We start from the raw sequence: 13,559 nt of genomic DNA, 5'->3' as shown, positions 1-13,559 counted from the left end.
GCACCGGACCGAGGGGACCGACCCGTCGCCATCGTGAACGTGCGCTACCGGCCGGTCGCCGCCGGCTGACACGAACGCGCCGCCGCGAGCCCGGGATGGGCTCGCGGCGGCGCGTGGTGTCGTCGTGCTGTCAGTCGCGGCGGCGGTAACCCGACGGGCGGCCGCGGCCGGCGCCGCCGCCCTTGTACGGACGACCGGAGCGGTTCGGCCGGCCGTTGCCGGACGACCGCGGCCGCTCGCGCTCCGGCGCCATGGCCGGAGCGTCGGCCAGCGCCGTCGGGGTGATGGGGCCCTCGACGGCACGAGCGTCGACGTTCTTCGCGGTGACGCCGGCGCGGCGGAGCAGGTCGCCCATGCCGCGCACCTGCCGCGGCGTCGCGACCGTGACGACGGCGCCCGTGGCGCCGGCGCGGGCCGTGCGGCCGGACCGGTGCAGGTACGACTTCGGCTCGCCGGCCGGGTCGAAGTGCACGACCATGCCGACGCCGTCGACGTGGATGCCGCGGGCCGCGACGTCGGTGGCGACGACCACCTTCGCCCGGCCGGAGCGGAACCGGTCGAGGTTGCGCTCGCGGACCCGCTGCGAGAGGTCGCCGTGCAGGTCGACGGCGGCGACGCCGGCGTCCTCGAGGTCCTCGGCCAGCCGGGTGGCGCCGTCCTTGGTGCGGGTGAAGACGATGCTGCGCGGGTTGGCCTTCATCAGCTCGGTCATGATCTCGAGCTTGTTGTACGGGCCGACCACGAGCACGTGGTGGTCCATGGTGGTGACGGAGCCGGCGTCGGGGTCGATCTCGTGCTTGGCCGGGGCGTTGAGGTGCCGGCGGACCAGCTTGTCGACGTCGCCGTCGAGCGTGGCCGACAGCAGCATGCGCTGCCCGCCCTCGGGCGTGGCCGCGAGCAGCTCGTCGACGACGGGGAAGAACCCGAGGTCGCAGAGGTGGTCGGCCTCGTCGAGCGCGACGACCTCGACGTCGTCGAGCTTGCAGATGCCCTTCTCGATGAGGTCGCTCAGGCGGCCCGGCGTGGCGACGACGATGTCGGCGCCGCGGTCGAGCCGGCGGATCTGGCGGTCGTACGGCGCGCCGCCGTAGACCGTGACCATGCGCAGCCGCAGCGGCTCGGCCAGCGGCTCGAGCGCGGCGGTGACCTGGCCGGCCAGCTCGCGGGTGGGGACGACGATCAGCGCACGCGGGCGGTTGGGCTCGCTGCGCTCGCCGGCCAGCCGGGCGAGGATGGGCAGGCCGAACGCGAGCGTCTTGCCCGAGCCCGTGCGGGCCCGGCCGAGGACGTCGTTGCCGGCCATGGCGTCGGGCATGACCGCCGCCTGGACGGGGGTGGGCTCGACGATGCCGTCGACGCCGAGGATCTTGACGACGCGCTCGGGCACGCCCATGCCGGAGAACGCCGAGCCGGCCGGGTCGAACGCGTCGATGGCGGCGCGGCGGGCGGGGTCGAAGGAGCGGCGGTCGTTGGGACGCCCGCCCTGGCGGCGGTCGCCGCGGAACGGACGACGGCCGTAGGGACGGCCACCCTCGCGGCCGAGGCCGTCGCCGTCGCGGCGGAACCCGCCCTCACGCCGGTGGCCGCCGTCGTCGCGACGAGGGCCGCCACGGCGCTCGGGCCGCTGGCGGTAGGGACGGGAGTCGGTGCCGGACGTGCCGGCAGGGTCGTACGAAGTCACTGTGCTCCGAATCGGTAGAGCGCGGGAGCGCACCCCAGCACGTCCGCAAGCGGGCGGACGCACGGTGAGCCTTCGAGGGCGCGGGGTACCCGACTTTCCCTCGACGTTCCACCGTCACAGAATTCGGGCACGAATCAGGCCTCGTATGCGAACACGAGGCCTTGGCTTGCCTGCAGTCTACCGGTTCGCGCCCCTCGAGACACGTCGGACGACGGAGACGCTCGTCACCACGCCGCGGAATGCGGCCGGCGGCCGGTCGTGTTGCTGCGCACATGAGCGATGATTCCTTCCGCAAGCTTCTCACCGCGCAGCGCATGGGCGTCCTGGCCACGGTGAAGCGCGACGGCCGGCCGCAGGTGTCCGTGGTGACCTACGTCTACGACCTCGGCTCCGACCTCATCCGCATCTCGACCCGCGACCCGCTGGCCAAGACCCGCAACCTGCGCCGCGACCCGCGAGCGACACTGCAGGTGACCGGTCCGGACGGCGGTTCGTGGGCGGCCGCGGAGGGCACCGCGCAGCTCAGCGCCGTGGCCCGCGACCCGCACGACGACGTCGTCGAGGCGCTGGTCGAGCACTACCGCGACGCCCGCGGCGAGCACCCCGACTGGGACGACTTCCGCGCCGCCATGGTCCGCGACGAGCGGCTGCTGCTGCAGCTGCCCGTCGACCACGTCTACGGCTGGGCCTGAGCCCCGGCCGGCTCCGCGACGGTGTCGGCGGCGGCGTCGGCGGGAGCCGTGGCCGGCGCCGGCGCCCGGAACTCGGTGAGCAGGCCGGGCACCGCGCGGTCGGCGAGGTCGACGGCGTCGGCGGACTCGACGTCGATGGCCTGGTAGGCGCCGAACCCGGCCGCGGTGGACACCTCGACCGTGGCCAGCCGGAGCCGGCGCTGCAGTAGCGACTGACGGAACGTGACGCCGACGATGGCCCGGCTCTGCAACGCCGCGGTGCTGCGGCTCCAGGCGCCGGAGCGGGTGACGAGGTAGCCGTCGGCGACGGTGTGCCCGAGCGAGCGGTACGCCACCGCGGCCAGCGCCAGCGTGATGGGCAGCAGCGCGAGCCCGGCCAGCCACACGCGGCCGGGCATGGCGTCGATCAGCGTCGTCAGCCAGGCCAGCAGGCCGGTGACGCCGGCCGTGGCGATGAGCGCCCAGCCGACCCGGCGGCGCAGCGCGCGCAGCGGGTGCGGCCGCAGCGGCCGGTCCAGCGGGCTGTGGTCGGTGCGCAGCACCTGCCCGGCCACCCGGCGGGCGACGCCGATGGGACCGCGCGGCAGGATCTGCGCCGACGGCGTCATGCTCATCATCGTCAGGCCGGTGGAGATGACGGCGGTGTCGGCCATGCCCATCCACCGCCACAACAGCGGCTCGTCGATGGAGACCCCACGCAGCCGGTTGTCGTCGCGGTTGACCTCCCGCGTCTTGAACAGGCCCTGGCTGGTGCGCAGCACGGTGCCGCGGTCGCCGGGGACCCGGACCAGCACGAACCGCCAGTTCTCGGTGAAGAAGTTGATCGCCAGGCCGGCGACGCCGATGACGCCGACCGTCGCCACCCCGATGGCGATGGTCCAGCCGCCGCCGATGGCGTCCCAGTCGACGAGGCCCTCGACGAACCCGCGCAGGTCGACGCCGAACATCCGCAGCGCCCAGTAGGTGCCCCACAGCAGGCCGCCCGCCATGAGGAAGGCCCAGACGCTGAACACGTTGTAGAGCACCCAGGACCGCTGCAGCCGGGCGTACACCTGCTCGTCGCGCGGCGTCGGCGCGGGTTCGGCCTCGGCCTCGGCCCCGGCCGTGTCTGTGTGCTCGACCGGCCCGCCGTAGAGCAGTTCCTGCCGCAGCCGTTCGGCGGTCTCGGCCCGGACGGCGTCGAGGGTCAGCGCCGACTCGCCGGTCGCGCTGTGCTGACCGGCGCCGACGGTGACGACGCGCAGGCCGGTCAGCCGGTGCCGGAACTTCGCCGACGTGTCGACGCTGCGGATGCGGTCGCGCCGGATGGAGCGGTGCTTGCGGACCAGCAGCCCGGTGCGCCGCTCGACGTAGTCGTCGGTGATGCGGTAGCGCGTCTTCACCCAGCGCAGCAGGTCGGCCAGGCCGCCGAGGACGCCGAGCGCGCTGGCGACCAGGATGGGGCCCATGCTGCCCCAGTTGATCTCGGCGCCGAAGAACGCGATGGCGACGCCGGCCGGCACCATGGAGAGCACCGTCTTCGCGGTGTCGACCCAGACGACACGGGTGTCGAGGCGCTGCCAGGGCACGTCGGCGGCGGCATCCGGCTCGGGGCCGGGATCGGGGCCGGGCTCGGGCGCCGGCTCGGGGCCGGGCTCGGGCTCGGAGTCGGTGCTCATGTCGCGTCGCCGGGGGTGCGCTGGGTGATCTTCGCCAGCTTCGCCGCCACCTCGGCGGCGACGGTGGCGTCGATGCCGGGCACCTTGATCGGCCCGCGCGAGGACGCCGTCGTGACCTCCAGCGTCGCCAGCTTGAGCGCCTGCTCGAGCGGCCCGCGCGTGGTGTCGACGGTCTGGATGCGGGAGATCGGCGCGACGCGCCACTCGCGGACGATCCAGCCGGTGGCGGCGTAGACGGCGTCCTCGGTGACCTCCCAGCGGTGCACGGCGTAGCGCCACAGCGGCATCACCAGCGTGACGACGGCGCCCCACACCGCGACGACCACGAGGATCGGGCCGAGCCAGGAGCGCGCGCCGTCGAAGATCAGGTAGGCCGCGAGCAGCAGGCCGGCCAGGACGGCGAAGCCGATGAGCGACTGCAGCGTCCACAGGCCGATGGCGCGGCGCTCGACCCGGTGCTCGGGCGGCCGCAGGTCGATCGGCTGGTCAGCCACGGGTGATCCGGCTCAGCCGCGACCGGCGGACGGCGAGGTCGTACGTCATGGACAGCTCCTTCGCGTAGGCGGCGACGTCGGTGCCGGGGCGGGCGAACAGCTCGCCGGAGATGGCCTCGAGGCTGCCGAGCAGGGTGACCGCCATGAACCGGGGCGAGAAGTCGCGGAACTCGCCGTGCTCCTGGCCCTCGCGCAGCATCTGCTCGAGCTGGCCGACGGACTGCTCGCGCTGCGACCGCACCAGCTCGCCGTTCTCCTGCCCTCCGACACCGGCCAGCACCTGGCCGAGCGCGAGCACGTGCGCGCGGTGCGAGTCGCAGAACAGGACGAAGCCCTCGATGAGCCGCTGCAGCGCCTCGCGGTAGGTGGCGGCGTCGCCGATGTGCTCGGTGATCCAGCCGTCCATGAGCGCGTTGACGTCGGCGACCACCTGCTGGAACAGCTCGGCCTTGTGGTCGAAGTGGTACGAGATGAGGCCGGCGCTGATGCCGGCCTGCTCGGCGATGCGGGCGAACGACGTCTTGGCGTAGCCGACGTCGGCCAGCGTCTCGATGGTGGCCTGGACGATCTGCCCGCGGCGGGCGGCCTCGATGAAGGACCGGGACTTCTGGTCGGTCGCTCCATTTCTTGGTCGCATGACCAAAATTCTAGCGACACCTCCAGGAAATCGGAAGGGTAGTGCGTCGTCGCAGGTCAGCCAGACAGCACGAGCTCGATGCGACTGGTGCCGCCGGCTGCCACGCGGACCGGGATGCCCCAGTCCTGCTGGTGGATGTGGCAGGCGGCGTTCTCGCCGCCGTCGTCGCAGGACGCGGCCATGGCGGCGACGTGCAGGACGCCGTCGCTGCCGGGCGCGACCGTCAGCCGGCGGGTGAGCGCGGTGTCGCGGCCCTCGCCGCCGGTCAGCAGCGGCGCCGGCGTCGACGACACCGTCAGCCGGGTGGCGGGGCCGTAGCGCTCGTCCAGTTTCTGGCCCGGCGGCGGGTCGAACACGACGACCAGCTCGACCTCGCCCGGCGCGACGTCGAGAGCCGGGCGCTGGGTGCGGTGCGCCGAGCCGGACGCCGTCGCCGCGGCTCCGAGCGGGATGCGGGTGAGGCGGTGCGCGGCGGACTCGACCACCACCAGGAACTCGCCGTCGACGACCGCGCCGCTCGGCTCGCGCAGGTCGGTGGCGAGCGTGCTCACCTCGCCCGACGCGGGGTCGTAGCGGCGGACGGCGTTGTTGTAGGTGTCGCTGACGGCCACCGAGCCGTCGGGCAGCGCCGTGACGCCGAGCGGGTGCTGCAGCAGCGCCTGGCCGGCCGGGCCGTCGCGGAAGCCGAAGTCGAACAGCCCGGTGCCGACCGCGGACTCGACCACGCCGTCGCGCACCGCCCGCAGCGCCGACGTCTCGGAGTCGGCCAGCCAGAGCGTGCGGTCCGCCGTCACCGTCAGCCCCGACGTCTGCGCGAACCAGGCGTCGCGCAACTTGCCGTCGACCAGTCCTTCGTTCGTGGTGCCGGCCAGCACCTGGATGGACGGCTCCTTCGGGTCGAGCGCCCAGAGCTGGTGGATGCCGGCCATCGCGACGACGACGGTGGTGTGGGCCGGCGACCAGACGACGTCCCACGGCGACGACATCGGGACGGCGCGAGGGTCGCCGCTGACGTCGTCGCCGTTGGGGTCGCCCTGCATCCACGGCGTGCCGGTGCCGGCGATGGTCGTGACGTGGCCGTCGGCCAGCCGGACGCCGCGCAGCACGTGGTTGACGGTGTCGGCGACGATCACGTCGTAGCCGGCGTGCGGGCGCAACTCGGACGGCAGCAGGGTGAGGCCCTGCGGCTCGCTGAACCGCGCGTCGCCCGGCCCGCCGTCGACGAGGCCGCGCTCACCGCCGCCGATGCGGCGCACCACCGTCTCGAGGTCGTCGGCCAGCTCGACCAGGCTGTGGTTGCCGGTGTCACTGACCAGGAACGTGCCGCCCGGCAGCGCGATGACCTTCCCGGGGAACCGCAGCGTCGTCGGCTCCGGCTCGGGCGGCACGTACGGGCCGTCACCGCGGCGCAGCGTGCCCTTGGCCTCGTGTACCGGGATCAGCTCGTCGAGGATCGCGGTGAGCGCGTGCGCGTGGCCCTCGCCGGAGAACTGCGCCGCGACGTACCCCTCCGGGTCGACCAGCGTCAGCGTCGGCCACGCCCGGACGGCGTAGTTCTGCCACGTCGTCAGCTCCGGGTCGTCGAGCACCGGATGGTGCACCCCGTACCGCTCCACCGCCGCGACGACCGCCTCGTGCTCGGCTTCGTGGACGAACTTCGGCGAGTGCACCCCCACCACCGTCAGCACGTCGCCGTACCGCTCTTCCAGCGGCCGCAGCTCGTCGAGGACGTGCAGGCAGTTGATGCAGCAGAAGGTCCAGAAGTCGAGCAGCACAAAGCGGCCGCGCAGGTCCGCGAGGGTCGGCGTGGTGTCGCCGGTGTTCAGCCAACCCCCGCGGCCCACCAGTTCGGGAGCGCGGACCCGGGCCCGTCCAGTCGATGCCATGGGTCCATTGTGCGCGGTCAGGTGAGGATGGCCGGCGTCTCCCAGTCCTTGCCCAGCACGTTGTGCGCGAGGAAGGCGAACACCGTCTGGTACCAGACCTTCGCGTGCTGCGGGGTGAGGATCCAGTGGTTCTCGTCGGGGTAGTAGAGGAACTTGTGCGGCATCTCGCCGTCCTCGCCCTGGGCGCGGGAGGCGATCTCGAACCAGAGCCGCAGCGCCTCGCCGATCGGGACGCGGTAGTCGCGGTCGCCGTGGATGACGAGCATGGGGGTGGTGATGGAGTCGACGTGGTTGTGCGGCGAGTTCGCCGCGGCCATCTCGGCCGACATCTCCTTGACCCAGTAGAAGGCGGCGTCGGTGGTCGGGCCGAACTGGTCGAGCGCCCAGAGGCTGGCGTGGGTGACGATGGCGTCGAAGCGGTCGGTGTTGCCGGCCACCCAGTTGGCCATGTAGCCGCCGAACGAGCCGCCCATGGCGGCGGTGCGGGTGTCGTCGACGTCGTCGCGGGCGACGGCGGCGTCGGTGATGGCCATGAGGTCGGTGAACGGGGCCTTGCCCCAGGCGCCCCAGCCGCGGCGGATGAAGTCGAGGCCGTAGCCGGTCGACAGAGCGGGGTCGGGCAGCAGGACCGCGTAGCCCTGGGCGACCGCGAGCCACGGGTTCCACCGCCACGACCACGCGTTCCACGACCCGAGCGGGCCGCCGTGGATCCACAGCAGCAGCGGCGCCGGGCTGGTCGCCGACGCGCCGTCGGGCAGCGCCAGCCAGGCCCGCACCCGCACGCCGTCGGCGGCGGTGGTGTCGAGCTCGGTGAGGGTGCCGGGCAGCGCGGGGACGGGCGCGGGCGCCGGCAGCGGCTGGGAGTCCTGCCGGGCGGCGGTCGCGGACAGCCGGACCGGGCGCGGCGGCTCGAGGTACGACGTGCGCAGCGCGTAGAGGGTCTGGCCGTCGGGCGAGACGACGAGGTCGGAGTAGGCGTAGTCGTCGGCGGTGATGCGGGTGATCTCGCCGCTGGCGAGGTCGGCCCGGAAGATCGGCGACCGGCCGTCGTCGTCGGAGGCGAACAGGATGGCCGCGCCGTCGGGCGTCCACACCGGGACGCCCGGCCAGCGGTCCCAGTCGGCGGTGAGCGACCGGGTGGCGCCGTCGGCGACGGTGATGACCACCAGTTCCTGGTCGACCGGCTCGTCCGGCGTGGAGCGGCGGCCCTTGACGGCCGCGACGCTGACGCCGTCGGGGGCGAACTTCGGCGCCTCGAAGTCGAAGTCGGCGTCGTCGGCCAGCAGCCGCCGCTCACCGGTCGCGACGTCGATCAGCGCCAGCGACTGACGGAACCCGCCACGCTCGGGCACGTTCCACACCGTGACGACGGTGCTGCCGTCGGCGCTGACGTCGTAGGCGGCGGAGTCGAGCGACCGGCCGGCGTCGGGGGTGAGGTCGCGCAGCTCGACCCGGGGGTCGTCGAGCGGGGACTCGCCGTCGCCCAGGACGCCGGCGAACAGCCGGGGCGCGTCGGGCCCGAGGTCGTGGTCCCAGTACCGCACCGGGTAGCGCTCGTGCAGGATCGCGGCGACCTTCTTCTCCTTGCGCTCCTTGCGCCGCTTCTCCTCGGACTCGGTGTCGGTCGACGAGGGGAAGGTGCTGGAGGCGACCACGACGGTGCCGGACTCGCGCGCCACGACCACGCCGCCGACGCCGCCGGGCCGCTTCGCGACGACGCGCGCCTCGCCGCCCTCGGCCGGCAACAGCCAGAGCAGCGGGACCTCGTCGTCGTCCTTGGCCGACGGGTCGGGGCGCCCGGAGCCGAACAGCAGCGAGCCGTCGGGCAGGAAGGCGGCGCCGCTCTCGCCCTTGGCGCTGCGGGTCAGCCGGCGGGCCGGACGCTCGCCGGCGGGGTCGACCTCCCACAGCGCGGTGACGTACTTCGTGCTGTCGGGGCTCAGCGTCGACACCGCGGTGACCAGGCGGCGGCCGTCGGGTGACAGCGCCAGCCCGCCGGTGCGCGGCAGGGCCACATAGGCGTCCAGGTCGTGGAACGGAGTGGGTGGGAGGTCCGGGGTCTCCGGCGTGGTCTGTGTCACGGTTTCTTACCTATCACGGGAATGAGGCGTCCTGACAGGTCTACCTACGTAGCGGCGGCGCGGTGCTCGTGCGGACGATCAGCCGGGTCGGGACGGTGGTGACCGACGGCTCGGTGTCGACGCCGGAGCGCAGCCGCTCGACCAGCGCCGTCGCCGCCAGCCGGCCCTCCTGGCGCACGTCCTGGGCGACCGTGCACAGGCCGAACAGCCAGGACAGGTCGTGGTCGTCGACGCCGACGACGGAGAGGTCCTCGGGTACCCGGACGCCGTCGTGGCGGGCGGCGTACATGATGCCCATCGCGACCTCGTCGGAGACCGCGAACACCGCCGTCGGCCGGACGCCGCGGGCGGCCAGCTCCTCGTACGCGGCGATGCCGGCCTCGACGGTGAACTTGGCCGGCACCGTGAGCCGCGGGTCGGGCTCGATCCCGGCCGCGCGCAGCACCTCGGCGTAGCCGAGCCGGCGGTCCGGCGAGACCGGGAAGCCGAGATGGTCGTCGGGGTCGCCGCCGGCGAAGCCGATGCTGCGGTGGCCCAGCTCGACCAGGTGGCGGGTCGCCTGCCGGCCCACCTCGACGTCGTCGACGCGGACGGTCGGGATGCCCGGCACGATCGGCCCGACCACCATGACCGGACGGTGCATGGCGTGCAGCGCGGCGACCTCGTCGGCGTCCAGCGGCAGGCTCATGATGAGCAGCGCGTCGGCCCGCTTGCGCAGCAGCTGGGTGTCGAAGACCTTGCGCCGGTTGGTCTCGACCTCGGACAGGTCGTAGCGCAGGACGTCGTAACCGTGCTGCGCCAGCACTTCCTGAGCGCCCTCGAGGACGGCGGTGAAGTACCAGCCGCGGGCCACCGGCGACACGACGGCGACGGCGCCCGTGCGGCCGGTGGGCAGGCCGGCCGCGCTGGGCGACGCGACGTAACCCAGCTCGGCCGCGATGTCCTGCACGAGCTGCCGGGTGGCGGCGGACACCCCCGGCAGCCCGCGCAGGGCCCGCGACACCGTCGCCACCGAGACCCCGGCCCGGGCGGCGACGTCGACGATTCCTGTCATCGCTGAGTTCTCTCGGCCGCGGAGTGGTCCAGGGTCACCCCTTGACGCTACCCGCGAGCAATCCGCGGACGAAGTACCGCTGCAGCGACAGGAACACGATCACCGGGATGACCATCGACACGAACGCGCCCGCCGCGAGCAGGTGCCATTCCGTGCCCTGGCTGCCGGACAGCTCGGCGATGCGGGCCGTCAGCGGCGCGACGTCCCGGGTGCCGCCGACCATCGTGACCGCGACCAGCAGGTCGTTCCAGACCCACAGGAACTGGAAGATGCCGAAGGCGGCGATCGCCGGTGTGACCAGCGGCAGCATGATGCGCAGGAAGATCGTGACGTGTCCCGCGCCGTCGACCCGGGCCGCCTCGACCAGCTCCGACGGCACCTCCTTGAAGAAGTTGTGCAGCAGGAAGATCGCCAGTGGCAGCGCGAAGATCGTGTGCGAGATCCACAGCGGCCAGAACGACCCGCCGCCGTGCAGGCCGGTGTCGACGTACATCTTCAGCAGCGGGATCAGCGCGATCTGCAGCGGCACGATCTGCAGCGCGAACACCGCGACGAACAGGGTGTCGCGGTACGGGAAGCGCATCCACGCGAACGCGTACGCCGCGAGGCACGCGATCGTCACCGGGATGATCACCGACGGGATCGTGATGACGATCGAGTTGACGAAGTACGTCGACAGCGCGGTGCCGCCGTAGAGCACCTCGTCGTAGTTTGCGAGGGTCAGTTCCGGGTTGGTGAACCAGGTCCACCAGCCGGTGGTCTTCAGCGACTGCTCGGGCCGGAACGACGTCAGCAGCAGGCCGAACGTCGGGATGGTCCACAGCACCGCGATGACCAGCGCGGCGAGCGAGGCCCAGCGCGACGTCAGCCGCTTGCGGGCCCGGCCGGAGATGGTGGCCGGCTCGACGCCCGCGAGCTCCTCCTGGACGGCCGGGGTCGGGATGACGGCGCCGCTCATCGGTACTCCGCCTTTCGCATCTGCCGGACGTTGTAGACGACGATCGGCACCACCAGCACGAACAGCACCACGGCCAGCGACGACGCGATGCCGGTGTTCAGCGTCCGGAAGCCCTGCGTGTAGAACTCGTAGGAGATGACGCTGGTACCGAACTGGCCGCCGGTCATGGTCCGGACGATGTCGAAGACCTTGAGCGTGCCGATCGCGATCGTCGTCAGCACGACCACCAGCGCCGGCCTGATGCTCGGCACCGTGATGTAGCGGAACATCCGCACGCCGGTGAGGCCGTCGAGCTGGGCCGCCTCGGTGATGTCCGACGGGATCGCCTTGATGGCCGCCGCGAGGACCGTCATCGCGAAGCCGGCCTGGACCCACACCATGATCACGATGAGGAACAGGGTGTTCCACGGTTCGCCGATGAGGAACTGCCGTGGTTCCGCGCCGACCCAGACGAGCACTTGGTTGACCAGGCCGATCTGCTCGATGTTCTGCTGGTCGGGCCGGTACTCGTAGACGAACTTCCAGATGATCGACGCCCCGACCAGCGAGATGGCCATCGGCAGGAAGATGACCGCCTTGGCGGCGGCCTCGACGCGGCTGCGGTCGACGAGGACGGCGTAGATCAGTCCGATGAACGTCGACAGGAGGGGCGTCAGGAACACCCAGATCGCGGTGTTGCGCAGCACCGTGATCATCGCGTCGTTGGTGAAGACGAAGTCGTAGTTGTCGAGACCGACGAAGTTCTCACTCGTGCGGTCGAAGAACGACTGATAGCCCGTCCGGATGGCCGGGTAGACCAGCCCGACGATCAGGAGCAGCAGCGCCGGCGCCACGAACGCCAGCGCCTGCCAGAGGTCGGCACGGCGCCTGGCCCGGCCGGTGACCAGCAGGATCACGCCCATCAACGCGACGAACAGGGCGATCGCCAGGAGCATCTGGCCGAGCTTCTCGTAGTTGTCCACGTGTCACCACCTCGAGATGCGGAGGACAGGGAGATGTGGGCGAGCGGATGGCCTCCGCTCGCCCACACGTCGTTCCCTTACGGCCAGGCGTCTTCGATCGCGTCGACCGTCTCCTGGGTGCTGGCGCCGGTGATCCAGTTGACCATCCCGGTCCAGAACGCGACGGTCCCGACCTCGGCCGGCATCAGGTCCGAGGCGTCGAACCGGAACACCGCCTCGGGGTCCTGGATGATCTCCGCCGACAGCTGGTTGACCGGGCTGTCGTACGCGTCGACCGGCACGGTCTTGTTGGCCGACACGAAGTTGCCCTTGCTGGCCCGCTCGGCGTGCCAGTGGTCGCTGGACAGGTAGGTCTGGAAGGCCTGGACCTCCGGACGCTCGGTGAACGCCGCGACGAACTCGCCGCCGCCCAGCACCGGGTTGCCCTGCGCGGGGTCGATGCCCGGCAGGTAGAACGCGAACACGTCGCCGTCCTCGGCGACCTCGACGCCGTCACCCCAGTTGGCCTGGTAGAACGAGGCCTGGTGGTGCATGAAGCACTGGTCCTGCAGGATCGGCAGGCCGCCGTCCTCGAACCGGGTGGTGGCGATGCTGGACACGTCGCCCAGGCCGCCGTTGACGTACTGGTCGTTCTTCAGGACGTCGCCCACCGTGTCGAACGCGGTGACGACCTGCGGGTCGTTGAACGGGATCTCGTGCTTGTACCACTGGTCGTAGACGTCCGGACCGGCGGTGCGGAGCATGACCTCCTCGACCCAGTCGGTGCCCGGCCAGCCGGTGGCGTCGCCGGAGCCGAAGCCGGCGCACCAGGGCATGCCGCCGTCGGCGACGATCTGGTCGGACAGCGCGATCATGTCGTCCCACGTCTCCGGCACCTCGTAGCCGTGCTCCTCGAACGAGGACGGCGAGTACCAGACGAACGACTTCACGTTCGCGCCGAACGGGGTGCCGTAGTACGTGTCGTTGACGGTGCCGTACTCGATCCACGACGGGTCGAACGACGCCTCGACGTTGGCCCGGGCGTCGTCCGGCACCGGGATGACGGCGTCGAAGTCGTTGACCAGCGTGGCCAGCAGACCGGGCTGCGGAATGATCGCCAGGTCGGGCGGCGACCCACCCTGAATGCGCACGGGCAGCTGGGCCTCGAACTCGTCCGAGCCCTCGTAGACGACCGTCATGCCGGTGCACTCTTCGAACGTGTCGAAGGACGCCTCGAGCGGCGCGTCCTCCGGCGGGACGATGGTGCTGTAGACGGTCACCGAGGTGCCGTCGAGCTCGTCGCCGTACTCGTCGGCGAAGGCGCAGTCGCCCCCACCGCCGCCAGTGTCGCCGCCGCCCGCGGTGTCGTCGTCGCCGTCGTCGCCGCCGCATGCGGCCAGGACGAGCGACACGCTTGCAGCCAGGCCGACAGCCGCCCATCCCTTACGGGCGCTGCTCATCGCCATGTGTCTGTCTC

At 72.2% G+C, this 13,559-nt stretch carries 11 protein-coding genes; 1 reads left to right on the top strand and 10 read right to left on the bottom strand.

Annotated elements, in window-relative coordinates:
• Window positions 1-130: 130 nt before the first annotated feature.
• Entirely contained in the window at window positions 131-1,681 is a 1,551-nt protein-coding gene (locus BLV02_RS24620; protein ID WP_074946648.1) for a DEAD/DEAH box helicase, read from the bottom strand.
• A gap of 272 nt (window positions 1,682-1,953) precedes the next feature.
• Between BLV02_RS24620 and BLV02_RS24615 the strand changes: the two genes are divergently transcribed.
• Entirely contained in the window at window positions 1,954-2,373 is a 420-nt protein-coding gene (locus BLV02_RS24615; RefSeq protein WP_069109175.1) for a PPOX class F420-dependent oxidoreductase, read from the top strand.
• Here the strand turns inward: BLV02_RS24615 and BLV02_RS24610 are convergent.
• The 9 genes from BLV02_RS24610 to BLV02_RS24570 all read right to left on the bottom strand — a co-directional run bounded on the left by BLV02_RS24610 (window position 2,358) and on the right by BLV02_RS24570 (window position 13,494).
• Window positions 2,358-4,031 (bottom strand): PH domain-containing protein, encoded by a 1,674-nt coding sequence (locus BLV02_RS24610; protein ID WP_083288211.1) that lies wholly within the window; start codon window positions 4,029-4,031, stop codon window positions 2,358-2,360. The two genes, BLV02_RS24615 and BLV02_RS24610, sit on opposite strands and share 16 nt — an antisense overlap.
• Window positions 4,028-4,525, bottom strand: a complete 498-nt coding sequence (locus BLV02_RS24605) for a PH domain-containing protein (RefSeq protein WP_069109176.1) — start codon at window positions 4,523-4,525, stop codon at window positions 4,028-4,030. The genes BLV02_RS24610 and BLV02_RS24605 overlap by 4 nt, the downstream gene beginning before the upstream one ends.
• Entirely contained in the window at window positions 4,518-5,162 is a 645-nt protein-coding gene (locus tag BLV02_RS24600) for a TetR/AcrR family transcriptional regulator (RefSeq protein WP_069109177.1), read from the bottom strand. The genes BLV02_RS24605 and BLV02_RS24600 overlap by 8 nt, the downstream gene beginning before the upstream one ends.
• Before the next feature lie 56 nt (window positions 5,163-5,218).
• A complete protein-coding gene (locus BLV02_RS24595) occupies window positions 5,219-7,048 on the bottom strand; it encodes an NHL domain-containing thioredoxin family protein (RefSeq protein ID WP_069109178.1) in 1,830 nt (609 codons plus the stop codon).
• A gap of 17 nt (window positions 7,049-7,065) precedes the next feature.
• Window positions 7,066-9,129 carry a S9 family peptidase gene (locus BLV02_RS24590; protein WP_069109179.1) on the bottom strand — a complete coding sequence of 688 codons (2,064 nt, stop codon included), beginning with the start codon at window positions 9,127-9,129 and terminating at the stop codon, window positions 7,066-7,068.
• A 40-nt stretch (window positions 9,130-9,169) separates the two neighbouring features.
• Window positions 9,170-10,183: a LacI family DNA-binding transcriptional regulator gene (locus BLV02_RS24585; protein WP_069109180.1), complete on the bottom strand. Its 1,014-nt coding sequence runs from the start codon at window positions 10,181-10,183 to the stop codon at window positions 9,170-9,172.
• Window positions 10,184-10,217: 34 nt separating this feature from the next.
• On the bottom strand, window positions 10,218-11,141 hold the full coding sequence (locus tag BLV02_RS24580; RefSeq protein WP_069109181.1) for a carbohydrate ABC transporter permease: 924 nt from the start codon (window positions 11,139-11,141) through the stop codon (window positions 10,218-10,220).
• Window positions 11,138-12,076 carry an ABC transporter permease subunit gene (locus BLV02_RS24575; protein ID WP_069109590.1) on the bottom strand — a complete coding sequence of 313 codons (939 nt, stop codon included), beginning with the start codon at window positions 12,074-12,076 and terminating at the stop codon, window positions 11,138-11,140. The genes BLV02_RS24580 and BLV02_RS24575 overlap by 4 nt, the downstream gene beginning before the upstream one ends.
• A gap of 104 nt (window positions 12,077-12,180) precedes the next feature.
• Window positions 12,181-13,494 (bottom strand): ABC transporter substrate-binding protein, encoded by a 1,314-nt coding sequence (locus BLV02_RS24570; RefSeq protein ID WP_216093963.1) that lies wholly within the window; start codon window positions 13,492-13,494, stop codon window positions 12,181-12,183.
• Window positions 13,495-13,559: the final 65 nt, after the last annotated feature.

It is taken from the genome of Jiangella alba (assembly GCF_900106035.1).
Classification (GTDB): domain Bacteria; phylum Actinomycetota; class Actinomycetes; order Jiangellales; family Jiangellaceae; genus Jiangella; species Jiangella alba.
The sequence above is the reverse complement of the archived record's forward strand: the minus strand, read 5'-3'. Positions and strand labels throughout refer to the sequence as shown.